This is a genomic window from Methanoculleus sp. (genome assembly GCF_035363275.1).
Lineage (GTDB): Archaea > Halobacteriota > Methanomicrobia > Methanomicrobiales > Methanoculleaceae > Methanoculleus.
In genome coordinates, this window is the sequence record NZ_DAOSET010000028.1 from 17,143 (window position 1) to 38,018 (window position 20,876).

The following is a 20,876-nucleotide window of genomic DNA, read 5'->3' on the forward strand; positions in this document are numbered from 1 at the left end:
TCTGGTTCGTAAAGGCTTATTGTAGTCCCGTGACACCCCGCACCTGTCAGAGGAGGTAAGGAGATGCAGAAGACCATCGAGAGGAGAGAGGCAACGGAGGAGAGCACGGCGGAGGTCCGGGAGCTGATGCATGTGATGCTCAACGCCGACACCTACACCAGCCTGCAGGCCGTCAGCGCCCTCGGGGCCGTCGGGGCGTCGGCGGTCGGGCCGCTGGTGCAGGCCCTGCTCGCCACCGACAGCGACGCACGCTGGACCGTGGCGATGGCGCTCGCCCGCACCGGGGCCGAAGCGGTCGAGCCGCTCATCGGGGTCGTGCTCGTCGCGGACGACGAGATCAAGAACCCGGCAGTCTGGGCGCTCGCCGAGATCGGTGACGCCCGGGCGGTCGATCCGCTCGTCGGCATCCTCCGGACCAGCCGGTCCGAGTGCTGCCGGGCCCTGACCGCCGCAGCCCTGCTGAAACTGGGCGACCCGGCGGGGATCGCCGAGGTCGAAAAGGCGTTCAGCCAGTCGGACGAGGGGTTCCCGGGCCTTGTGATGGAAGCCTTCGAGGGAACGTGAACCGTCCCCTCCCGAAACAACTCTTTTCCTGTCGGCCGGAATGTGACGGATGAGAAACTACTAATAGCGCCATATCCGAAGAGATCAGTATGCAAAGGCGCCTTATCCTGCTCTTCGTCCTCCTCGCGGCTGCCGCCGTCGCCGGCGGGTGCACGGCGCCTGAGGATACCCCGGGTGCCCCGACGCCGCCCCCCGCACCGGCACCCGCAGAGGCCCAGATCGTGGGGGCAGGCCTCCCGGCCCCCACACCGGCCGCGCCCGCCCGGGCGGACACGGTGCCCCGGAGCGTCGGGTTCGTCGACCCGCGGACCTACCATATCCCGGCCCCGACACCCGCGATCACGATGGTGGGGCAGCCGGACGACCTCCGGGTCTCAGAGAGGCTGGTCGGCTACGCGACCGCATCGAGCGACCGCCCTCCCGGCGTCCTCGCCACCGAGACCTATCACATCCCCTTCCCCTACTGGGCCGTCAACGTGACCGCGGTCCCGATGAACGAGCATGCCTGGCTCGCGATCGAGATCTACGAGAAGGGCGACCCCAACCGGGTCGTCCACGCCGTCCGATACTCCCGGCAGGATTTCCCGTACTCGGAGGGAAAGTTCGGCGAGAAGAAGGAGGGGTTCACGATCCTCGAAGGCTACAGGGACTACTATTTCATCACCCGTTCAGGGGCCTTGAAGTCGCTTGAGATCTCCGTCCTGGTCCCGGAGAAGTACCTGGTCTAGGCGGGAGGAACCGTCTCCCCTTCCTCTGCGGCACGGAGCTCGCGCTCGTAGTCCGCCATCGCGGCGGCGTACTCCCCCCATGCCTCATCAGCTCTCGCGAGGTTCTCTTTTGCCGCGGAGTAGGCTTTCGCGTCGTAGGCGCCGGCGGCCGACGACCAGAGGGAGAATGCGCGGACCAGGCTGTCGAGACCCCGGACGTAGGCCGACTGCGCGCCCGCATACGCGATCGGGACCGCATCAGCAGCGACGGCCTGCCGGTGATAGGCCGAGACCCCCTTCCCGTACTCCGCGACGGCCACAAACTCCCGCGTGCGGCCGTCGATCTCACCGAGCGGGAGATGATCCGGGGAGGCGCGCATATACGCCGATATCTTCTCCGAGACCAGGAAGAGATCAGCCTCCGAGGCCGCGACGCGGGCGCCGAAGACCGCAACCTGGCGCTCGTCGGTGTAACCGAGGAAGAGCATCCACCCGATGAATGCAAGGGCTATCACGGCGGCCGCAACCCCGGCGGCGACGAGCGCCCGTCGCCGGTCGATGGCGATCTTCGGGAGACCGGGAAGGGTCAGGTCCATGCCCCTCACACCCCTCCCGCCGGCAGCCGGACCGGGCGGATATGGTACCCGGCAGGCTCGATGATGTAGCGGAGCGGGATGATCTCCGGCGTCCTCGACCTCACGCTCTGGAGCGGCCCGTCCTGGGTATCCCCGATGGGGAACGGCTTTCCCCTGAGGGCCGGAGAGCCGGGCGTGACGTTCTCCGCGACAAAACCCGTCCCTTCGAGATAATAGTAGTGCTTCCCCTCATGCACGAAGTAGCGCGGCGTGTACTTCGCGTAATAGGGGTTGAACCCCTCCATCCGGATCCCGATCGCCATATGGTCCGGGTACCTGAGCAGCACCGCATCATAGTCGAGGACGTCGAGGAGCCCCGCCATGAGGATAGCTGCATCCTCGCAGTCCCCCTTGCCGTCGACGAGCGTCTCGACGGGGTATCTGGGGTACTCGACGCCGCCTTTCACATGCCGGGCATGTCGGGGAAGGACGCCTTCGGTATAGGAGGCCGTGCTGTTGTCGGGCGCATACGGGATCTGCTGGACAAAGAAGACGAGGTTCATCAGCCGGTAGTACTCCTCTTCCGGGTTGGCGGTCGGCGGCGCGATCCGCCCCGCAAGGTCCGCGAGGAACGGCCGGTCGGCATCCGCGAGGGCGTAACGCCCCCAGGCAAGCGCGTCTGCAAAGCGCGGGGTCGCCCGGTGCTCGAGGAAGAGTGCCTCCGGGACCCGGACCTGCGTCGTATGGACACCGCCGTCGATGGCCGTCCAGCGGAACGTCCGGGTATAGACCTCGCCCTCCTCCGGGAAGGGCGTCGCCGTCGGCGCCGGCGTGGGAGGGACGTAGGCGGGTGGTGCCGGGGTCGGCACCGGTCCGGGGGAGACAGAACCTATCGGCTCCCCGAGAAGGGCGGGTTTCACTACGAGGGCGACGACCAGGATCACAAGTCCGCCCGCGAGAACCGGGATAACGTCCTTCCAATCCATCTCCGGGGTCCCGCCGCGTATCGGCAATAGATTATGAGCGGCCGCCCGCTAAAAAGATTGACTCACGATCACTGCCGGTTCTCAAGGCCCGCTTCCCGGACGAGACAGTCACCCTTCATGCCCCCGGATCCTCGTCGCAGACCTCAAACGCCGGAGGGTAGACGACGGTCCCCCCCGGGGTGCCGGGCCGGAGCTCGAGCGCCATGAACGCCTCGTCCGGGACGGGGAACGGCGCCGCAAAACCCTTCTCGTGCGCCGGGGAGAACCCGAACCGGGGGTAGTAATCGGGATGCCCGAGGACGATGACGGCGCCGTAGCCGAGCCGCCGGGACTCGGCGAGCCCGGCGAGGACGAGCGCGGACCCGACCCCCTGCCGCTGGAAGGCGGGGTCCACCGCCACCGGGGCGAGCGCAAGGACCGTGCCGCCGCCGGTCGTCTCCGTGGGAGTGAAGAGGATGTGGCCGACGACCCGGCCGGCCGTCTCCGCGACCAGGGAGAGCGCCGGGACGAACTCCGGCGACTCCCGGAGCACATCGACCAGCCGGGCCTCGTTCTCACGTCCGAACGCACGCCGGACCACGTTGTGGATTGCCGGGTAGTCGTCGCTCGTCTCAGGCCGGATGATCGGCGGAAGGGATGCCATATGCCCGTGTGTACCCCGCTGCCCTATCAACCTGCGTAAATCGGTCAGCGGGGGGCGCAGGGCTCCTCGAGGCCTGCCATCTGCCGTGCCGGCCCGGCCGCATACGTGCAGACCGAGGGGTAGTAGTGCGTGACGTAGTCCTTGAGCATCCGGATGGAGGAGTACTGCGGGGCGATGCTCTTGATCGACTCCTTCATCATCCGGACCCACTTATGCGGGACGTCGTCCATCGTCCGCGAGTAGTAGAGCGGCGCGACCTCGTTCTCGATGAGGTCGTAAAGGATCTCCGCATCCGCCCGGTTGTTCCCGGGACCGCCGTGACCCTCAAACCCCCAGCCGTTTCTCCCGTTGTAACCCTCGACCCACCAGCCGTCGAGGACCGAGAGGTTCAGCACGCCGTTCATCCCCGCCTTCATGCCGCTCGTGCCGCTCGCCTCCATGAGCGGGATGGGGGTGTTCATCCAGACGTCGACGCCGTGGACCATGTAGCGCGCAAGCTGCTCCCCGTAATCCTCGACGAACGCAATCCGGCCCCCGAACCGGGGATCCTGGGAGTACTGATAGATCTTCTGCAGGATACGCTTGCCCCGCTCATCTCCCGGGTGGGCCTTCCCGGCGAAGATGAACTGCACCGGCCTCCAGCGATTGTTCACGATCCTATCAAGCCGGTCCAGGTCCTCGAAGATGAGGTCCGCCCGTTTGTACTCGGCGAACCGGCGGGCAAACCCGATCGTCAGCGCCGAGGTGTCGAGCATGAGCCCTTCGGCGGCAAGGTTCGCCGGCTCCTCCCGGTGACCGGACCACTTGAGGCGCTTCCGCTCCCGGATCCGGGCAAAGAGTTTCATCTTCAACCACTGGTGCTCGCGCCAGAGCTCTGCGTCCGTGACCTCGTCGACGACCTCCCAGATGGCCGGGTTGTCGTAATCCTCCCGCCAGTTCGGGTAGACCGAGTCCATGTACCGGTCAAAGAGTGCCTCGATCCGGTGGTTCAGCCACGAAGGCACGTGGACGCCGTTCGTGATGGCGTCGATCGGGATCTCCTCGAGGGGCAGATCGGGCCAGAGAGGCTGCCACATCTCCCGGGCGACCTCGCTGTGTTTCTGCGAGACGCCGTTATGGAACCGGCTCATCCGGAGGGCGAAGGCGGTCATGTTGAACCCGGCACCGGGGTTGTGCGGGTCCTCGCCGAGCGCCATGAACTCGTCCCAGGAGAGATTGAGCGACGGGCAGTAACCACGGAAGTACTTCGCCATCATCTCCTCGGGAAAGACGTCGTGAGCCGCCGGAACCGGGGTATGGGTGGTGAAGACCGAGGTGCCCCGGACCTGGTCGAGCGCATCTTCGGGCGGCATACCGGCAACAAGCCGTTCCCGGAGCCGCTCGAGGATGGCGAACGCCGAGTGGCCCTCGTTTAAGTGCACCGCCGAGTAGTTGATGCCGAGGGTCTGGAGGACCTTCCTCCCGCCGATACCGAGCACCACCTCCTGCCGGAGCCGGCACTCGAGTTCCTTCAAGTAGAGGCGGTGGGAGATGCTCCGGTTCTCGGGGAGGTTCTCATCGATATGGGTATCGAGGAGGTAGAGCGGGACGCGCCCCACCTGCACCTTCCAGACCGCGACATAGATGGCGGGCTCGATCAGGGGGACCTGCACCACAAGGTGCCGGCCGTTCTTGTCGAGCACCCGGAGGACCGGTGCGGCGTCGCGGTCGAGGATCTCAGCGACGTTCTTCTGCCACCCGTTCCCCTCGATGTGCTGGTGAAGGTAGCCCTCGGCGTACATGAACCCGACGGCGACCGTCGGGACGCCGAGGTCGCTCGACGCCTTGACGTGGTCGCCGGCAAGGATGCCGAGCCCCCCCGCGTAGAAGGGAAGCGAGTGATGGAGCCCGAACTCGCTTGAGAAGTAGGCGATCGTCAGCGGGATCCGGCCGGGGTAGTGCTGGGCAAACCAGCTCGTCATCGGCTCCATGTACTGCCGGAATCGGCGCATGATGATGTCGTAGCGGCGGAGATATTCCGGGTTTGCTGCCGCCCGCTCGAAGAACCGCGGCGGGGTGTCGAGAAGCATCCGGACCGGGTTGTGGCGGCTCATCTTCCACTCCGCCCGGTTCAGCAGTTTGAAGAGCACACTCGCCGAGGAGTGCCAGCTCCACCAGAGGTTGTAAGCGAGGTCGACCAGCCCGGAGATCCGCTCCGGGACATGAGCGAACCGGTCATAGGGTATCTCCGTCTTCATTGTGGCGAGCATTACCAGTCACACCAGATAAGTGCTTCTGTCGTGGGGTCAGATCTATCGCCGCTCTTCACGTTCCATGATCTCCCGGATCTTTCTCTCCTCCCACGCCCTGCCGAATATCCGGCCTTCAACGTAGACGCCGAATCCATGAAGCACCACGCCGATCCCCCAGAAAAATGTCACCCAGTAGAGTGCAAGATGTTCGTAGAATCCCCGGATCTCCTCAACCCTCCTCCTCGCACGGGCATACCGTTCCTGCTCGTCCATGGGTTCCGGTTGAGATCCCGGACTCTTAGACCTGCCTATGCAACGCGCCCGGAACCTTTTCGGTGCATGGGCTCCAGTCTGGGGAGCGGCGGCGAGTTCACGAGCTGTTTCGAAGGATGCTCTCACACATCGGCCGAGGAGAAAGAGAAGGTATTATACAAACCTGCTGCCGATCTTCCTTGACCAGAAACCCGGAGGAGCGTGGATTCGAGTGCGGCAGATGATCGAGGCCGACGGCCTCACGAAGAACTACGGCAGCGTCACCGCGGTGAACGGAGTATCGTTCACCGTCGCGGAAGGCGAACTCTTCGGCCTGCTCGGCCCGAACGGGTCGGGGAAGACGACGATGATCCGGATGCTGACCGGACAGATCCCGCCGACGTCCGGGTCGGCCCGGGTGATGGGGCTCGACCCGGCAGGCGACCCGATCGGGGTCCGGAGACTCGTCGGGATCATCCCCGAACAGGAGACGCCGCCGAGTTTCCTGACCGCGGAGGAGTACCTCCACTTCGTGGCCCGGATCCGGAACCTCGACCGGATCGAGGAGCGGTGCGACCGCTGGTTCGACCTGCTGGAGTTCCGCGAGAAACAGGACGTCCTCTGCAAGGACCTCTCGCGGGGCACCCGGCAGAAGCTGATGTTTGCACAGGCGTTCCTCCACGAGCCGCGGCTCGCCCTCATCGACGAGCCGCTGATCAACCTGGACCCCATCATGCAGCGGACGGTCAAGGACTTCCTTCAGGAGTATGTCCGTGACGGCGGGACCGTCTTCATCTCCACCCACATTCTCGAGATCGCCGCCGAGATCTGCGACCGGGTCGCGGTCCTGCACGATGGGAGACTCCTCTACTGCGGCCGGACCGGGGACCTTGCCGGGTCCGGCGAGAGCCTCGAGCGCTCCTTCCTCGACCTGGTGCGGGGCGATGCCGGTGCCTGACCTCTTCCTCGCGATGATGAAGGAGGAGTGGCGGATCCACTCGACGATCTTCGGGAGCGCCGGCTTTGCCTTCTTCCCGGTGGTGGTCGGATTCTTCGCCTTCGCGGGCTCGCTCGCGCTCCCGATCTTTTCGGATACGCTTCCCTATACCGCGATGGCCATCCTCGCGCTCGCCCTCTTCCTGCTCGCGGGCGTGATGGTGGGATCGTTCGGGACGATGGGGCGGGAGTTCATGAACCGCCGGTTCGGGCAGGCAAGCCTCGTCGCCTACGCCTCCCGGAGCCTCCCGGTCTCGGAACGCCGGATCTTCGCGACGTTCCTCGTCAAGGACACCGTCTACTACATCCTGCTCTACGTCCTCCCCTTCGCGGCGGGGTTCACGGCAGCGACCCCCTTCATCGCCCTCGACCCGGCTCTCGGCCTCCTTCTCTTCGTCTCCCTCGCGCTCGCCTTCCTCACCGGGCTCGCGATCATCTGCCTCCTCTCGACGCTCTACGCCCGCTCCGTCCGCCTCCTCGCGGGGGCGATCGCGGCCCTCGCGATAGCCGGGCTTGCGATCGTTATGGCCGGGACCGTCCCCGTCTTCCCCCCGTATGCCTTCCTCCTCGACCCGGGACCGGGCCCGCTCGCCGTCTCGCTCATCCTCATCCTGGTCCCGGCCGCCGCCTCGGTCCTCCTGGTCACCGTCGACTACCCGGACCGGACGAGACGGTTCAAAAACAGCCTCGACCCCCTCGCTGAGAGGCTCCGCGCCGTCGGGAGCGCCCACTTCATCGCGAAAGACGCCCTCGACCTCCTGCGGAGCGAGGGCGGGGCCGGGAAGGTGATCTTCTCGTTCCTCCTCCCCCTCGGCCTCGTCTGGGTCTGCCTCCGGATCCTGATCCGGTTCATCCCGGGCATCGACCCGCTCGTCGTCTTTGCGGTCCTGCTCGGTGTGCTCTCGGCCACCATCTACAACTGGACGACCGAGTTCGACTCCTTTACGGCTTACGCGGTCCTGCCGGTGGAGGTCTCGGAGGTGATCGACGGGAAACTCAAGAGCTACGCCCTCGCAAACTTCCTCCCGGCCGCGGTGCTCGTGCTTGCGGCGGCGACCACAGGGGGCGGCGCAGGGACCTTCCTCCCGGCCTTCGCCGCGTTCCTCTCGGTCTCCGCCTACACCCTCGCGGTGACGGTCTTCCTCTGCGGCCTCTCCCCGAACGTCATGCTCTATTCCGCCGGGGTCTTCCTCCGCTATATTCTCGCGATAAGCCCGGTGCTCCTCTGCCTGATCTTCGCGTCGCTGCTCGACCCCGCGTACGCCTTCGGGAGCCTCCTCCTTCTCCTGCCGGCAGCGCTCCTCATCACCCGCGGGCGGAGGAAGTGGCAGGCGTGGGAGATGCCGGGGTACTGACACGTTCACCCCTGCACGACGCGGCTTTTAGACCCCTGCGGGAGACCCGGGGGTGTATGCTGCGAAGGGCGGGCTACATCCAGAGGTGCAGGTGCGCCACGGTCGATGAGAGGGGAAGATCCTCTCCGATCGTCGAGGTTACGCTTGATAACCGGCGGTTCGGGGTCAGGGTATGGGAACTCCGGCAGGCGCTCGACGGCCTGCGCCCTGCCCGGGTGGAATCGCTTCGCCAGGACCGGGGTCCGGTCCTCGGCGGCGCTCACGGTTACGCTCTTAACCGGGGAACGCTACGCGGTGCCGACGACGGCGACCCGGGCGGTCCTTCCCGCCGGCGGCCCCACTACCCGGCAGCGGGCCTCCGTCACCGGGTGAGCCCCGCCTCACGGATCGCCGCCTCCCCGGCATCGCGAAACGCCCGTCCGACGTTTCCCGGACCGAGGAGCACCCCGCCGAAGATCCTCGATACGACCAGCAGATGGCTCTCAAGACCGTATCTTCCGAGCAGGTCGAGGAGCACCCTTCCCGGCCGGCCGACCTCGCCGTCGTTCTTGAACTCCGTCACGGAGCCGCACCGGAGGGCGGCGCAGTGGTGAGCGGCCTTCCGGTAGGCCTCACGGTGCCCGGCAAGGACCGGCGCGAGATCCTCCGGCCCCGCGATCCGGTAGAGGTGGGCGTGGAACCGGGACCGCCGGACCTCGAGCGTTGCCGCGCCGAGCGGCTCTGCGGTCACGCGGCCACCCGCTTCATCGTGTACTCGTCCCAGTGCGCCGCAAGAAACCCCCGCATTCCCCGGCCGGGCTGATACGGCGGGTATATCCGGCGGTAGACCGCCTCAGCGGCGGCGAGGCTCTCCGTCGGCAGGGCGTCGGTGTAGGCCGCGAGGTAGAGGAGCCCGATCGACGCCGACCGGGAGACCCCGAAACCGCAGTGGACCAGCACCGGCCGGCCGGCCGCAAGACATCGGTCGATGAAGGAGAGGGCAGCGTCGATCGCCTCCTTCGGGACGTCGGCGGGGTCCCTCGCGTCGACCAGGTTCAGCATCAGCCGGTTCCCCCGCCGGGCGACCAGGTGTTCGGGGTGGTCCGGCGGGACCGTGCCGAGGGGCGAGTAGGTGACAGCCAGGCAGTGGTAGGGGCTCTGACAGGCATGCACCACGCACCAGGTCTCGTGGGTCTCCACCGCGACCTCGTAGTCCTCCTGCGTCCCGATATAGAGGTTTTGGTAGATCTCGATCATGCTTCCCTCACCGCACCTCCAGCGCGTACGCCCCAGCCCCGAGGAGCGGCGCCTGTCCGGCGAGATTGGAGACGACGATCCGGGGGAGGGCGAGGTAGCGGTCGATATAGGGTTCCATATACCGGATCACGATATCCCCGTAGTAGCGGGCGAGCGGCCCGTCGAGCACGACGACCTCGGGATTGTAGGCGACGATGACCGTCGAGACTCCCCGGGCGTTCATCTCCCCGAGCGCCTCCATGAAGGCGAGGGCGACCGGGTCCTCCTCCCGCGCCGCCGCAAAGATCGCCCGGGTCGAGGAGGCGTCGAAGGCGACGTCCCGGACGTCCGCCTCCGCCCGCCAGGCCGCAAAGAACGCAGGGATGTTCTTTGCCGAGGCGCAGGCCTCCCAGTGACCCTTATAGCCGCACCCGCAGGTGAGATTGTAGCGGGCATCGACGGGAATGTGCCCGATCTCCCCGGCGTTCCCGTCCATCCCGAGGAGGAGACGACCGTTCACCACCGCACCGCCGCCGATGCCGGTGGAGAGGGTGATGTAGACGACGTTATCGGAGCCGCGGGCGGCGCCCGCCCACCGCTCGCCGAGGACGCCGGCCCGGGCGTCGTTGATCAGGGCGACCGGGAGATCGAACCGCTCGGCAAGCGGGCCGGTGATCTCCACGACCGGGAAGACGATGTTCGGGGAGTTCGTGACCCATCCGCGGCCGAGGTCCAGGGGGCCGGCCGCCGCGACGCCGATCGCCGTGACTTCCCTCCCCTCCGGCAAGGCGAGGAGGGCCTCTATCCGGGCGACGATCGCGGCGGTGATCACCTCCCCGGAGGACCCCGCGGTCGGCGTTGGAACGGTGGAATGGGACAGTACGGTCGCGTCGGAGCCTACCAGGGCCGCGCGGAGGTTGGTCGCGCCGAGGTCAACGGCAATCACGGTCGTCATCAGGTCGCACCTCTTGCTCTCCTCGAATTACGCGGACTGCGGGCATAAATCTACGCCTGCCGGTTCGAGCGTCAGGCGAGTCCCGGGACAGACGGGAGGTTCTTGCATGAGCGCATTCCCGGCTAGACGTCCTCCCCCACCGCCATGCAGGGATACTTCTCCCGCGGGTACCTGCCCTGGATCGACTCGCGGAGGAACTGCTCGCGGGACGGGGCCGCAAGAAGGCCTTCGTGAACCTCTTTTGAGATCCCGGCGTAGCGGTAGGCGTTCCCGCTCTCGCAGATGACGAGGAGCGCCTTTGTGGTCGGGTCGTAGCCGACGGATCTGATGCCGCCGGCACCCCCGGTTGAGTTCTGAGACATGCGGCCGGGTGTGGCGGGCAGGGATGATAGCGGTTGCGGCGGGGTGCCGCCGGGGGCCGGACCGATCACCGGACCTTCTCGTAGGGGTAGCGCAGCCTGATGAAGTCCCCGAAGTACCGGCCCTTCGACCGGGCGGTGAGCAGTCCCTCGTAGACGGAGGCCGGCACCCCGACGTAGTGGTAGACGCCACCGCTGTGAAACTCGACCTCCAGGATCTCGTCTTCTTCGTCGTAGCCGATGGACTTGATATTGGTGGACTCAACGGCCTGGCGTTGCATGGGCGGGGGTAGGGAAGTCGTGGGGGATAAGAGTTGTGGGCGATGATCGTCCGCGATCACGGGGGAACCCGTTGTCCGGAGGTCTTGCACAGACCCCAGAAGACGGGCACCAGGTCGGCCAAGCGGAGACTGCGGCCGAGAGCGCCGGTTTAAGACCGATACCAACCACGTCGTCAGCAAGAGAATCGTTTACGCGGCAGAAGGCACGAAGCGAGGGATTGCTCTCAAAGACCTCACGGGCATCCTCCTGCGGACCACGGTTAGACATGGCCAGCCCGAACGACATCACAGGTGGGCGTTCCACCAGCTGTATACGAGCCAGCAGTGCAGTGCCTGCGGGTTCCCCCGGCAACCGCCCGGGTCAGGCAGCGTTCTGCTGCCTCGCGTGCGGGCATACCGAGAACGCCGCTCTGAATGCAGCCGGGAATATTGCTGCCGGGGCCGCTGTCAACCGGCCTATTGCGGTCGCTATCTCCTCTCAGCGTACTCCCCCTGCCAGAAGAAGGACGTTTCGACCTGCCCGCACCGGAACGTCGACAGGCTCATAACCTCTAAACACCACCCCTCCTTCGAGGATACGGTATGGCACGCAAAGAAGTGACCCGGGACGAAGCAAAAGCGATGGGCGATCACCTCGGCATCACCTGGAAAGAGTTCGACGTCGAACAGTTCCGGCGCGGCATGGTCGTGGAGCTCGAGCACGGTCTCCGCGACCCGGTGACGAACGTCACCGACGACGACCTCTTCACGACGGCAAAGATTGCGCTTGCGCACCTGAACGAGTTCCCGGACTACTACGACCGACTCGAGGCGATGGAGGAAGAGGCCGAGGCCTACTGGGCGGAACAACAGGCGCAGGGCTGAGGCGGCTACCGTCGCCACGGGCCCGGCGGGACCGGGAGGGAGGCGCGGCAACTATTTTGCCCGACCATTGCAACCATAAGGTATGGAACGGCGCTCGCAGACAGAGTGGATCAAGGTACGGCAGCGGCGGGTCGTCGACGAGGTGGAATACTACGCCGATCGGCTCTACGAGAGCCAGCACGCCGCGAGTTCCTACGCCCGGCAGTTGCAGCACCGGGGAAATGACGTCCTCGTCCTTCCGACCGCCCACGAGGGCGGGCACCGGGGCTACGCCGTCTTCGTCAGGAAGTAGGTTCCTGGCGCCGCACGGGTAGCCGCCCGGCTCGCTGTCCGGTGGAGGTCAAATGAAGCACGGGCGGACGCCTTCGGCGGGGGCGATAACAGAGTGGGGGGAAAACCCCATCCACACTCCCCGTTACTCCGTCGGTCGGAGGTGTGATAAATTCCCGGTACGATTGGGGTTGAAGGGTTGAACCGGCCGGTTCAACCCACCCGGCACTCCCGGATCGCCGGGGCCGTGCATCGCTCCCGCCATTCGTCGTGGAGGATCCCCCTGACGTCGAGGTCCTCGAAGATGCCCCACTTCCGGCCATGCTCCCGGAGGTGCGCCTCATACACCATCCCGCACTTCTCCATCACCCGGCCTGAGGCCGGGTTGCGGGAGAGGTGCAGGGCATAGACCCGGTGCAGCTCGAGGACGGAGAACCCATACTCGATCACCGCCCGGGCCGCCTCGGTGGCATACCCCCGGCCCTGGTATGGCCTTCCCACCCAGTAGCCGAGTTCGGCCCGCCCGTGGCGGCGATCGATCTCCACGAGGCCGGCCGCGCCCACGAGAGTCCCGTCATCGGGGCGGGTGACGGCGTAGACGACGTGCATCCCCTTCTCAAACCCGGGCCGGTGAGTGGCAATCCACGCCTCCGCCGCTCCGTCAGGGTAGGGGTAAGGGATACTGAGAGTGGAGGACGCGATCGCGTAGTCGCCGGCGAGCCGCTGCACCTCCGCGGCGTCGGCGAGGGTGAACGGCCGCAGGAGCAGGCGGCCGGTTGCGAGGACGGGTTGTCCGATCATGCGGACGGTCCCGGCGGCGACAGGGGGCGGAAGGCGGGCTCCCGGAGGATTCCCCAGAGATCGACATCCTCGTAAATACCCCATTTTCGGACGTGTCCCCGGAAACGACCTTCGTGAAGCATCCCGCACTTCTCCATCACCCGGCCTGAGGCCGGGTTGCGGGAGAAGTGGATGGCGTGGATCCGGTGCAGCCCGAGGGCGGAGAACCCGTACGCGATCACCGCCCGGACCGCCTCGGTGGCGTACCCCCGGCCCCAGCAGGATCGCGCGACCCAGAACCCGAGCTCCCCACGGGCGTGCTCCGTCTCGATCCGGAGGCGGACGCCGCCGATGAGGCTGCCTTCCCCCGCGAGCGTGACGGCGAAGGCCGCGGCGTCGCCGCGCTCGATACCCTCGCGGAGGGAGGCGATCCAGATCTCGGCGAGGCCGTCCGGGTACGGGTAGGGAAGGAGGGTTGCCGCGGCCACAGCATAATCTCCGCAGAGCCGCTGCACCGTATGAGCGTCTGCAAGGTCGAACGGCCGCAGGAGCAGGCGGCCGGTTGCGAGGATTGGCTGTCGTTCCATGAATATGCTCAATAGCACCACCGGATATAAATTCTCTCGCGCTGTCCGGCCTCGCAGGAGAGAGCGGGAGGAAGGCCCCGGGAAAAGCCGCCCCCTCCCTGTACGAAACCGTTCCGGCTTATACCTTGAGATCCGATCTGACAGGTTTTTAGGGTCCATTCGCAATTACACGCAATTAGAATAGCCACTTTATGATAAGGGTGCGTGATATCAGTTATATTCGCAAACCAGCAACCTTTATTAATTTTTGTTCTGTATTCCATCATACATGATCAAAGTCGCGATCAACGGGTACGGCACCATCGGCAAACGAGTCGCCGATGCGGTCGCCGCACAGCCCGACATGGAAGTCGTAGGGGTCTCAAAAACGAGCGTCTCGGCAGAGGCGTACATCGCGAAAGAGCGCGGATACCCCCTCTACATCGCGGACCTCGCAAAGAAGTCTGCATTTGAGAAAGCCGGGCTTGAGGTCGCCGGCGACGTCGAGGCAATGCTCAAGGCCGCCGACATCGTCGTGGACGCCACCCCCGGCGGCGTCGGGGAGAAGAACAAACCGCTCTATGAGCGCCTCGGCAAAAAGGCAATCTGGCAGGGCGGCGAGGGGCACGAAGTCGCCGGGTTCTCCTTCAACGCCCACGCGAACTACAACGAGGCCGCAGGAAAGCAGTTTGCCCGGGTCGTCTCGTGCAACAGCACCGGGCTCGTCCGGATCATCCACGCCCTGGACCAGGCCTTCGGCGTCGAGCGGGTCCGGGCGGTGATGGTCCGGCGCGGAGCAGACCCGAGCGACGTGAAGCGGGGACCGATCGACGCCATCGTCCTCAACCCGGTCACGATCCCGAGCCACCACGGCCCCGACGTCAAGACCGTCCTCCCGCACATCAACATCGTCACCCTCGCGATGATCGTCCCGACGACCTTCATGCACATGCACTCGATCCAGATGGAGTTAAAGAAGGAGACCACCCGCGACGCGGTCCTGAAGGTCTTTGAGGGGCACAACCGCATCGGCCTCGTTCGCAAGGCCACCGGGATCAAGAGCAACGCCGAGCTCCGGGAGTATACCCAGGACCTCGGCCGGCCGAGGACGGATCTCTGGGAGAACGGTGTCTTTGAGGATTCGGTCTCGATCCTCGACGGGAAGGAGTTCTACTGCTTCCAGGCCATCCACCAGGAGGCCGACGTCATCCCCGAGAACATCGACTGCATCCGCGCCCTGATGGGGACGGTGAAGGACCCTGAGGAATCCATCCGGATGACCAACGAAGCGCTCGGTCTCGTCGCCATCGGGTGAACGGAGAGCGGGGGAGGAAGAAGCATTAACTCCCCGGCAAACCCACTCTTTTCAATGGATCCGTACGAACTGGTGACGCGAAATACCGTAGAGGTCGTCACCGACGAGGAACTGCGTGCGCTCATCGACCGTCCGGTCAGGCGGGTCTACACCGGCTACGAGCCGAGCGGGGAGATCCACCTCGGCCACATGGTGACGGTGAACAAGCTGATGGACCTGCAGCAGGCGGGGTTTGAGGTGACCGTGCTCATCGCGGACCTCCATGCGTTCTTAAACCGCAAAGGCACGATGGAAGAGATCCGGGAGACTGCCGAGTACAACCAGCGCTGCTTCGAGGGGCTCGGCCTGGTCGGCGCAAACTACGTCCTCGGCTCGGATGTGCAGCTCACGCCGGAGTACGAGCTCGCCGTCCTCACACTCTCCCAGGCGATCACCCTCAACCGGGCGAAGAGGAGCATGGACGAGGTCGGGCGGCAGATGGACAACCCGACGGTCTCGCAGATGGTCTATCCGATCATGCAGATGGTCGATATCATGACCCTCAACGTGGACGCCGCCGTCGGCGGGATCGATCAGCGAAAGATTCACATGCTCGCGCGGGAACACCTCCCCGCAATCGGGTATCCGGCGCCGGTCTGCATCCACACGCCGATCATCAACGGCCTCGACGGGAAGAAGATGTCGTCATCGGCAGGCAACGTCATATCGGTCGCCGACTCCGAAGAGGATATCAACCAGAAGATGAAGAAGGCTTTCTGCCCGCCCGAGGTCGAGAATAACCCGGTGCTCCAGATCCTGCAGTACCACGTCTTCCCCCGGGCCGGGACGGTCGTCATCCGGCGACCCGCGAAGTTCGGCGGGGACCGGGAGTTCGCCGCCTACGAGGACCTCGAGCGGGCCTACGCCGCGGGCGAGATCCATCCCCTGGACCTGAAGAACGCGGCCGCCGCCCACCTCATCGATATCCTCGCCCCCGTACACGACTACGTCTGCAGCAGGTGATCCGGCCGTGGGCCGCGAAGAAGAGTATAAACAGTTCGATCGCGAGATCGAGGCGATGGGCGTCAGGCTCAAGGACGCCAATACGGTGAAGGTACGGGACGATGTCTTTGACGAGGTCACCCTCATGGCCCTCTACAAGCTCGTCCACAAGAAGCTGCTCACGGCGATCGGCGGCCCGATCAGCACCGGGAAAGAGGCGAACGTCTTCTACGGCGAGCGCGACGGTCAGGGGCTCGCCATCAAGATCTACCGGATCCAGACGGCGAACTTCAAGGCGATGAACGAGTACCTGGCAGGGGACCGCCGGTTCTCGAGCGTCCGGGGGACACGCAAGGCCCTCATCTTCGCCTGGACGAAGAAGGAGTACAGCAACCTCGCCCGGGCGCACGAGGCGCAGATCCCGGTCCCCGAACCGCTCGCGTTCGACCGGAACATCCTCCTGATGGGGTTCCTGGGCCAGGACGAGGTACCCTACCCGCAGCTCCGGAACGCCGCGGTCGAGGATTACGGGGCGGTATACCGCGATATTCTCGATTACATCAAGCGGCTCTACCAGGAAGCGCGCCTGGTCCATGCCGATCTCTCCGAATACAATATCCTCTACCACGAGAAACCATACCTGATCGATATGGGACAGGCGGTCACCCTGGATCACCCGCGGGCATCCGCGTTCCTGGTCCGGGACATAAAGAACCTCAACAGATATTTCTCCCACCACTGTGATGTGCCCGAGGAGCAGGAGATCGTCAGAGCGATCGTCGGGACCGGACGCCGGGAGATCTGAAGACCGGGGAGAAGGAATGTAATCATGACCACACAGGAGATGAAAGTTTCAACAGCCAGGATCGGTGTACTCATCGGCAAGAGCGGTTCCACAAAGCGAGATATCGAGGAGAAGACCGGGATAACGCTCCTGATCGACAGCGAGGAGGGACTGGTGACGATCGAGGGGGAGGACCCCGTCGCCGTCATCACGGCGCAGAACGTTGTCCAGGCGATCAACCGCGGGTTCTCGCCGGAACGTGCGTTCCGGCTCCTCGATGACGAGGACATGATGCTTGATATCATCAACCTCTCCGACCTCGCAGATACGACCCGGCAGCTCGAGCGGCTCCGGGGCCGGATCATCGGGAAGGCAGGGACATCACGCGGCCAGATCGAGGATCTGACCAGCACGGAGATATCGGTCCACGGGAAGACCGTCGCGATCATCGGCCTCCCGGACCAGGTCGATACCGCGAGGAAAGCGGTGGAGATGCTGGTCCAGGGCGTGCCCCACGAACACGTCTACGGGTTCCTCGACCGGAAGAAGAAGGAAGCCAAGCAGTCAATGCTGGAGTACTACTCGTGATCCGGCGGGGGCACACCGCCCCCCGTCCACGACTATGACGATACACATACAATGCGGTTTGCAGTGGAAATGAAGGGGTGTACATGGAGATAGCCGGTCTGCCGATCCCGCCGGATCTCGCGGCCGGCTACGCCCGGTCCGGGATCACGGAGCTCTACCCGCCGCAGGCGGCCTGCGTCGAAGCAGGGCTTTTCGCGGGGAAGAATCTTCTCATCGCCATCCCGACCGCGAGCGGCAAGACCCTGGTCGCCGAGATGGCGATGCACCACCAGGTGAAGCGGGGGGGTAAGTGCCTCTACATCGTCCCCCTGCGGGCGCTCGCGAGCGAGAAGTTCGAGGAGTTCTCGGGGAAGGGTCTCCGTGTCGGTATCGCCACCGGCGACTTCGACCGGCGGGACGACTACCTGGGGAGGAACGATATCATCGTCGCGACGAGCGAGAAGGTCGACTCGCTCCTCCGGAACCGGACGCCGTGGCTTTCGGAGATCAGCCTCCTCGTCCTCGACGAGGTCCACCTGATCGACGACCCCTCGAGGGGGGCGACGCTCGAGATGGTGATCGCGAAGCTCCGCCACAAGAACCCGGAGATCCAGATCATCGCCCTCTCGGCGACCATTGGGAACCCACGGGACCTCGCCGGGTGGCTCGACGCCGAACTCGTCGAGAGCGACTGGCGGCCGGTCGACCTCCGGGAGGGCGTCTTTTTCCAGGACGGCATCCGGTTTGCCGACCGCGACCGCGAGGTCGAGCGCCGGAGCAAGTACGAGGATCTGGACCTCGTCCTCGACACGGTCGCGGAAGGGGGACAGTGCCTGGTCTTTGTCAGCTCACGGAAGAACGCCGAGGCGTTCGCAAAACGCGCGGCATCCGGGCTGAAGATCGCAAACCCGGTCCTCGCCGGCTACGCCGATAAGCTCCGGTCGAACGCCGCGACCGGCATGGGCAGGACCCTTGCCGCCTGCGTCGCGCAGGGCGCGGCGTTCCACCACGCGGGGCTCGCGCGGGAGGAGCGGCGGATCGTCGAAGCGGGGTTCCGCGAAGGGCACATCAAGGCGATCGCCTCGACCCCGACCCTCGCGGCGGGCTTGAACCTCCCCGCCCGGCGGGTGATCGTCCGCGACTACCTCCGGTTCAGCGCCGGTGAGGGGATGCTCCCGATCCCGGTCAGGGAGTACCGGCAGATGGCCGGGCGGGCCGGGCGGCCGCATCTCGACCCTTACGGCGAGGCGGTCCTGATCGCGAAGTCCGAGGAGATGGTCGACGAGCTCTTCGCCTGCTACATCGAGGCGGCGGCAGAAGATGTCCGGAGTCGGTGCGCGGACGAGGCGGTCCTCTGCACCCACATCCTCTCCCTCATCGCGACGGGGTTCGCCCGCGAGACGGGCGAGGTGCTCGGGTTCATGGACGGGACGTTCTATGCCCACCAGGGCGAGAGCCCGTTCGCGCTCAAGCGCGCGGTCCAGCGGGCGCTTGAGTTCCTCCGCGAAGCCGAGATGATCACCGAGGTGGGGGAGTGGCTTGAGCCCACCGAGTACGGGTCACTCGTCTCGCGGCTCTACATCGATCCCCGGAGCGCCGAGGTGATCGTGAAGGCGATGATCGGCCAGAAAGAGTATACGGACATCGGGCTCCTCCACCTCCTCTGCTCGACGCCCGATATGCCGACACTCTTCGTGCGGCGGGACGACATGTACCTCCTCGACCGGTTCCTCGCCGACCACCGAAACGACCTCTGGATGGAGATCCCCTGGGACGCCGGCGAGGGGTTCGACCGGAGCCTCAAGACCGCGCTCCTCCTCGCCGACTGGGCCGATGAGCTCGGGGAGGACGTTATCTGCGAGCGCTACAACGTCGGGCCGGGGGACGTCTACGGTATGGTGGAGAGCGTCGCCTGGCTGGTCCACGCGAGCCGGCACCTCGCCGGTCTCTTCGCGCCGCACCTCGCGGGCCCTATCGAGGAGATGGAGCTCCGGGCCAAGCACGGCATCAAGAAGGAACTCCTGCCCCTCATCAGGCTCCGCGGGATCGGCCGGGTCCGGGCGCGCCGGCTCTTCGACAACAACCTCGGGTCGATCGAGGCGCTCCTCGCGGCCGGGCCGGAGAAGGTCGGAAAGATCCTCGGGCAGGGGATCGCCGCACAGATATTCGAGCAGCTCGAGGGGAAGCGGGACGAGATCGGGGAGGTCAGCCAGGAGCAGTCGACCCTCTCCCGGTTCGGGTGAACGGTACAATGAGAGAAGCAGCGTGCGATATCTACCAGGCGGTCTTCGCAGTCGATGAGAATGTCGATTTCCTGAAAAAGGTCCGCAAGATCGCCGATGAGTGCAGGACCCACATCATCCTCTTTGACGCCGACCGCCTTGCAGGGCGCGCCCATGTTGAGGCGGCGCTCCGGCACGCCCGACGGTCATGGGCCGGCGGCGAGGCGATCGCAAACTCGATCGAGATGGAGGCGCTCCTCTACGCCGCGGGGACCCGGCAGTGCCAGGTGGCCGCGTCCTTCGGGATCCATCCGGGAGAGAATCGTTCATATATCGCCGTCTGTCCCCCGGTGCCGGGCGTCCGGGACCGGCTTGCCGGTCTCGTGGCGTTCGTCGACGGGGATTGGGGGGAGGCGATCGATCCTGCGAAGCGGGCGCGCCTCGCGGACCTCTTCGAGATCACGCCCGAAGAGATTGCAGTCGTCGGCGAGGACCGATTCCGCGACCTGGTCCTCGAGCGGGTGGCGCTCCTCGACGTCTACCGCTGACCCGCCCCGGCGTGGGTCAGGATGTGCCGGATCTCGGGGATGATAATCTCCCGTGCGGCAAGCGTGACTGCCTTTGTGGAGCCGGGGATGCAGAAGACCGCCCGGCCGGCGATGACGCCGGCGATCGCCCGCGAAAGGATAGCGGAGGTCCCGATCTCCTCGTAACTTTTGAGGCGGAAGAGCTCCCCGAACCCGTCGATCGTCTTCTCCAGCAGCGGCGCGACCGCCTCGATCGTCACGTCGTCGGGGGTGAGCCCGGTGCCCCCGGTGACGATGACGCAGGTTGCACGCGAAACAGCTGTATGGACCTCGGACCGGATCCGCTCGAGATCATCGGGGATGACGGCATAGTGGGTCACCTCGATACCGGCGGCTGAGAGGAGGTCGATGAGTGTCTTCCCACTGGTATCGGTCCCGGGTCTCCGGCTCGAGGAGACGGTGATGACGGCACCGGTCACAACGAGGGGTTTAAAATGGTTGCTCTCCATAAAATCTGCCAGTACCCTTGTACCGTGCATTCGACTTCTTTGTATCCCCACGTTGCAAATTCGATCCCCGACCCCTTTGTTTCGACTGGAACTATGAGGGGGCAGGGGAGAGAACAGCAGAAGAGGAAGGGAACAGGAAGGAGAACGACCCGGACCCCGGCCGATCGAACCAGGTTCATTGGAAATGATTGACAGGGATCCGGAGCGATGACAGGCTTTGTTCTTTCCGGCTGCCCGACGGGGATCGGGGTGCGAGACCGGGGTCCCCCAGGATCACTGATCGTAAACCGGGAAGGTGATGACCCTGATTTCTTCCTGGTTCGGTGCACCTGTCCCGGTTCCTCCTTTCTTCTCCGGGTTTCTTCCGGGTTC

General features: G+C 65.5%; 26 protein-coding genes. 13 read left to right on the forward strand and 13 right to left on the reverse strand.

The features are described from left to right. Positions 1–63 precede the first annotated feature (63 nt). Positions 64–564: a HEAT repeat domain-containing protein gene (locus PLN84_RS07630; protein WP_292383525.1), complete on the forward strand. Its 501-nt coding sequence runs from the start codon at positions 64–66 to the stop codon at positions 562–564. Positions 565–653: 89 nt separating this feature from the next. Beyond that, a complete protein-coding gene (locus PLN84_RS07635; RefSeq protein ID WP_292383523.1) occupies positions 654–1,292 on the forward strand; it encodes a hypothetical protein in 639 nt (212 codons plus the stop codon). Here the strand turns inward: PLN84_RS07635 and PLN84_RS07640 are convergent. The 5 genes from PLN84_RS07640 to PLN84_RS07660 all read right to left on the reverse strand — a co-directional run bounded on the left by PLN84_RS07640 (position 1,289) and on the right by PLN84_RS07660 (position 5,979). Further along, entirely contained in the window at positions 1,289–1,867 is a 579-nt protein-coding gene (locus tag PLN84_RS07640; protein WP_292383522.1) for a hypothetical protein, read from the reverse strand. The genes PLN84_RS07635 and PLN84_RS07640 overlap by 4 nt on opposite strands. A gap of 5 nt (positions 1,868–1,872) precedes the next feature. Beyond that, a complete protein-coding gene (locus tag PLN84_RS07645) occupies positions 1,873–2,832 on the reverse strand; it encodes a hypothetical protein (protein WP_292383520.1) in 960 nt (319 codons plus the stop codon). Positions 2,833–2,947: 115 nt separating this feature from the next. Further along, on the reverse strand, positions 2,948–3,475 hold the full coding sequence (locus tag PLN84_RS07650) for an N-acetyltransferase (RefSeq protein WP_292383519.1): 528 nt from the start codon (positions 3,473–3,475) through the stop codon (positions 2,948–2,950). 44 nt (positions 3,476–3,519) lie between these two features. Further along, positions 3,520–5,712, reverse strand: a complete 2,193-nt coding sequence (gene glgP, locus PLN84_RS07655) for an alpha-glucan family phosphorylase (protein WP_292383748.1) — start codon at positions 5,710–5,712, stop codon at positions 3,520–3,522. A gap of 54 nt (positions 5,713–5,766) precedes the next feature. Further along, on the reverse strand, positions 5,767–5,979 hold the full coding sequence (locus PLN84_RS07660; RefSeq protein WP_292383516.1) for a 2TM domain-containing protein: 213 nt from the start codon (positions 5,977–5,979) through the stop codon (positions 5,767–5,769). 220 nt (positions 5,980–6,199) lie between these two features. Here PLN84_RS07660 and PLN84_RS07665 point away from each other — a divergent pair, with 220 nt between their 5' ends. The 3 genes from PLN84_RS07665 to PLN84_RS07675 all read left to right on the forward strand — a co-directional run bounded on the left by PLN84_RS07665 (position 6,200) and on the right by PLN84_RS07675 (position 8,681). Then, positions 6,200–6,916 (forward strand): ABC transporter ATP-binding protein, encoded by a 717-nt coding sequence (locus PLN84_RS07665; RefSeq protein WP_292383746.1) that lies wholly within the window; start codon positions 6,200–6,202, stop codon positions 6,914–6,916. Continuing rightward, positions 6,903–8,309 carry a hypothetical protein gene (locus PLN84_RS07670; RefSeq protein WP_292383514.1) on the forward strand — a complete coding sequence of 469 codons (1,407 nt, stop codon included), beginning with the start codon at positions 6,903–6,905 and terminating at the stop codon, positions 8,307–8,309. Before PLN84_RS07665 ends, PLN84_RS07670 begins: the two co-directional genes overlap by 14 nt. Before the next feature lie 144 nt (positions 8,310–8,453). Continuing rightward, complete coding sequence (locus PLN84_RS07675) at positions 8,454–8,681, forward strand: hypothetical protein (protein ID WP_292383512.1); 228 nt, start codon at positions 8,454–8,456, stop codon at positions 8,679–8,681. On the opposite strand, the gene PLN84_RS07680 is transcribed toward PLN84_RS07675, so the two are convergent. The 5 genes from PLN84_RS07680 to PLN84_RS07700 form a co-directional block, all read right to left on the reverse strand. Continuing rightward, positions 8,671–9,039: a YigZ family protein gene (locus PLN84_RS07680; RefSeq protein ID WP_292383510.1), complete on the reverse strand. Its 369-nt coding sequence runs from the start codon at positions 9,037–9,039 to the stop codon at positions 8,671–8,673. The genes PLN84_RS07675 and PLN84_RS07680 overlap by 11 nt on opposite strands. Then, on the reverse strand, positions 9,036–9,545 hold the full coding sequence (locus PLN84_RS07685; protein ID WP_292383507.1) for a dual specificity protein phosphatase family protein: 510 nt from the start codon (positions 9,543–9,545) through the stop codon (positions 9,036–9,038). Before PLN84_RS07685 ends, PLN84_RS07680 begins: the two co-directional genes overlap by 4 nt. A gap of 7 nt (positions 9,546–9,552) precedes the next feature. Further along, positions 9,553–10,479 (reverse strand): ROK family protein, encoded by a 927-nt coding sequence (locus PLN84_RS07690; protein ID WP_292383504.1) that lies wholly within the window; start codon positions 10,477–10,479, stop codon positions 9,553–9,555. 122 nt (positions 10,480–10,601) lie between these two features. Continuing rightward, the gene (locus tag PLN84_RS07695) at positions 10,602–10,841 is read right to left on the reverse strand and encodes a KTSC domain-containing protein (RefSeq protein WP_292383501.1); all 240 of its coding nucleotides are present in this window, start codon (positions 10,839–10,841) and stop codon (positions 10,602–10,604) included. A gap of 65 nt (positions 10,842–10,906) precedes the next feature. Continuing rightward, entirely contained in the window at positions 10,907–11,119 is a 213-nt protein-coding gene (locus PLN84_RS07700; protein ID WP_292383498.1) for a KTSC domain-containing protein, read from the reverse strand. A 582-nt stretch (positions 11,120–11,701) separates the two neighbouring features. Between PLN84_RS07700 and PLN84_RS07705 the strand changes: the two genes are divergently transcribed. Then, positions 11,702–11,983: a DUF5661 family protein gene (locus PLN84_RS07705; protein ID WP_292383495.1), complete on the forward strand. Its 282-nt coding sequence runs from the start codon at positions 11,702–11,704 to the stop codon at positions 11,981–11,983. Positions 11,984–12,065: 82 nt separating this feature from the next. Next, a complete protein-coding gene (locus PLN84_RS07710) occupies positions 12,066–12,275 on the forward strand; it encodes a hypothetical protein (protein ID WP_292383492.1) in 210 nt (69 codons plus the stop codon). A 191-nt stretch (positions 12,276–12,466) separates the two neighbouring features. Here PLN84_RS07710 and PLN84_RS07715 read toward each other — a convergent pair whose 3' ends face one another. Then, entirely contained in the window at positions 12,467–13,054 is a 588-nt protein-coding gene (locus PLN84_RS07715) for a GNAT family N-acetyltransferase (RefSeq protein WP_292383490.1), read from the reverse strand. Next, entirely contained in the window at positions 13,051–13,620 is a 570-nt protein-coding gene (locus tag PLN84_RS07720) for a GNAT family N-acetyltransferase (protein ID WP_292383487.1), read from the reverse strand. Before PLN84_RS07720 ends, PLN84_RS07715 begins: the two co-directional genes overlap by 4 nt. A 268-nt stretch (positions 13,621–13,888) precedes the next feature. On the opposite strand from PLN84_RS07720, the gene PLN84_RS07725 reads away from it, so the two are divergent. The 6 genes from PLN84_RS07725 to cgi121 all read left to right on the forward strand — a co-directional run bounded on the left by PLN84_RS07725 (position 13,889) and on the right by cgi121 (position 20,016). After that, on the forward strand, positions 13,889–14,914 hold the full coding sequence (locus PLN84_RS07725) for a type II glyceraldehyde-3-phosphate dehydrogenase (RefSeq protein ID WP_292383484.1): 1,026 nt from the start codon (positions 13,889–13,891) through the stop codon (positions 14,912–14,914). Between the two features lie 54 nt (positions 14,915–14,968). Further along, positions 14,969–15,916 (forward strand): tyrosine--tRNA ligase, encoded by a 948-nt coding sequence (locus PLN84_RS07730; protein WP_292383481.1) that lies wholly within the window; start codon positions 14,969–14,971, stop codon positions 15,914–15,916. Between the two features lie 7 nt (positions 15,917–15,923). Next, positions 15,924–16,700, forward strand: a complete 777-nt coding sequence (locus tag PLN84_RS07735) for a serine protein kinase RIO (RefSeq protein WP_292383478.1) — start codon at positions 15,924–15,926, stop codon at positions 16,698–16,700. 24 nt (positions 16,701–16,724) lie between these two features. Then, positions 16,725–17,267, forward strand: a complete 543-nt coding sequence (locus tag PLN84_RS07740; RefSeq protein ID WP_292383476.1) for a KH domain-containing protein — start codon at positions 16,725–16,727, stop codon at positions 17,265–17,267. A gap of 83 nt (positions 17,268–17,350) precedes the next feature. Beyond that, entirely contained in the window at positions 17,351–19,489 is a 2,139-nt protein-coding gene (locus PLN84_RS07745; RefSeq protein ID WP_292383473.1) for an ATP-dependent DNA helicase, read from the forward strand. Between the two features lie 8 nt (positions 19,490–19,497). Further along, positions 19,498–20,016 carry a KEOPS complex subunit Cgi121 gene (gene cgi121 / locus PLN84_RS07750; protein WP_292383471.1) on the forward strand — a complete coding sequence of 173 codons (519 nt, stop codon included), beginning with the start codon at positions 19,498–19,500 and terminating at the stop codon, positions 20,014–20,016. Here cgi121 and PLN84_RS07755 read toward each other — a convergent pair. After that, a complete protein-coding gene (locus PLN84_RS07755; protein ID WP_292558666.1) occupies positions 20,007–20,534 on the reverse strand; it encodes a MogA/MoaB family molybdenum cofactor biosynthesis protein in 528 nt (175 codons plus the stop codon). The genes cgi121 and PLN84_RS07755 overlap by 10 nt on opposite strands. Positions 20,535–20,876 lie beyond the last annotated feature (342 nt).

Excerpts from the sequence above, each read along its gene's own strand:
- PLN84_RS07630 (WP_292383525.1), top strand. The coding sequence starts at position 64 with ATGCAGAAGACCATCGAGAGGAGAGAGGCAACGGAGGAGAGCACGGCG.
- PLN84_RS07635 (WP_292383523.1), top strand. The coding sequence starts at position 654 with ATGCAAAGGCGCCTTATCCTGCTCTTCGTCCTCCTCGCGGCTGCCGCC.
- PLN84_RS07640 (WP_292383522.1), bottom strand. The coding sequence starts at position 1,867 with ATGGACCTGACCCTTCCCGGTCTCCCGAAGATCGCCATCGACCGGCGA.
- PLN84_RS07645 (WP_292383520.1), bottom strand. The coding sequence starts at position 2,832 with ATGGATTGGAAGGACGTTATCCCGGTTCTCGCGGGCGGACTTGTGATC.
- PLN84_RS07650 (WP_292383519.1), bottom strand. The coding sequence starts at position 3,475 with ATGGCATCCCTTCCGCCGATCATCCGGCCTGAGACGAGCGACGACTAC.
- glgP (WP_292383748.1), bottom strand. The coding sequence starts at position 5,712 with ATGAAGACGGAGATACCCTATGACCGGTTCGCTCATGTCCCGGAGCGG.
- PLN84_RS07660 (WP_292383516.1), bottom strand. The coding sequence starts at position 5,979 with ATGGACGAGCAGGAACGGTATGCCCGTGCGAGGAGGAGGGTTGAGGAG.
- PLN84_RS07665 (WP_292383746.1), top strand. The coding sequence starts at position 6,200 with ATGATCGAGGCCGACGGCCTCACGAAGAACTACGGCAGCGTCACCGCG.
- PLN84_RS07670 (WP_292383514.1), top strand. The coding sequence starts at position 6,903 with ATGCCGGTGCCTGACCTCTTCCTCGCGATGATGAAGGAGGAGTGGCGG.
- PLN84_RS07685 (WP_292383507.1), bottom strand. The coding sequence starts at position 9,545 with ATGATCGAGATCTACCAAAACCTCTATATCGGGACGCAGGAGGACTAC.
- PLN84_RS07690 (WP_292383504.1), bottom strand. The coding sequence starts at position 10,479 with ATGACGACCGTGATTGCCGTTGACCTCGGCGCGACCAACCTCCGCGCG.
- PLN84_RS07695 (WP_292383501.1), bottom strand. The coding sequence starts at position 10,841 with ATGTCTCAGAACTCAACCGGGGGTGCCGGCGGCATCAGATCCGTCGGC.
- PLN84_RS07700 (WP_292383498.1), bottom strand. The coding sequence starts at position 11,119 with ATGCAACGCCAGGCCGTTGAGTCCACCAATATCAAGTCCATCGGCTAC.
- PLN84_RS07705 (WP_292383495.1), top strand. The coding sequence starts at position 11,702 with ATGGCACGCAAAGAAGTGACCCGGGACGAAGCAAAAGCGATGGGCGAT.
- PLN84_RS07710 (WP_292383492.1), top strand. The coding sequence starts at position 12,066 with ATGGAACGGCGCTCGCAGACAGAGTGGATCAAGGTACGGCAGCGGCGG.
- PLN84_RS07715 (WP_292383490.1), bottom strand. The coding sequence starts at position 13,054 with ATGATCGGACAACCCGTCCTCGCAACCGGCCGCCTGCTCCTGCGGCCG.
- PLN84_RS07720 (WP_292383487.1), bottom strand. The coding sequence starts at position 13,620 with ATGGAACGACAGCCAATCCTCGCAACCGGCCGCCTGCTCCTGCGGCCG.
- PLN84_RS07725 (WP_292383484.1), top strand. The coding sequence starts at position 13,889 with ATGATCAAAGTCGCGATCAACGGGTACGGCACCATCGGCAAACGAGTC.
- PLN84_RS07730 (WP_292383481.1), top strand. The coding sequence starts at position 14,969 with ATGGATCCGTACGAACTGGTGACGCGAAATACCGTAGAGGTCGTCACC.
- PLN84_RS07740 (WP_292383476.1), top strand. The coding sequence starts at position 16,725 with ATGACCACACAGGAGATGAAAGTTTCAACAGCCAGGATCGGTGTACTC.
- PLN84_RS07745 (WP_292383473.1), top strand. The coding sequence starts at position 17,351 with ATGGAGATAGCCGGTCTGCCGATCCCGCCGGATCTCGCGGCCGGCTAC.
- cgi121 (WP_292383471.1), top strand. The coding sequence starts at position 19,498 with ATGAGAGAAGCAGCGTGCGATATCTACCAGGCGGTCTTCGCAGTCGAT.
- PLN84_RS07755 (WP_292558666.1), bottom strand. The coding sequence starts at position 20,534 with ATGCACGGTACAAGGGTACTGGCAGATTTTATGGAGAGCAACCATTTT.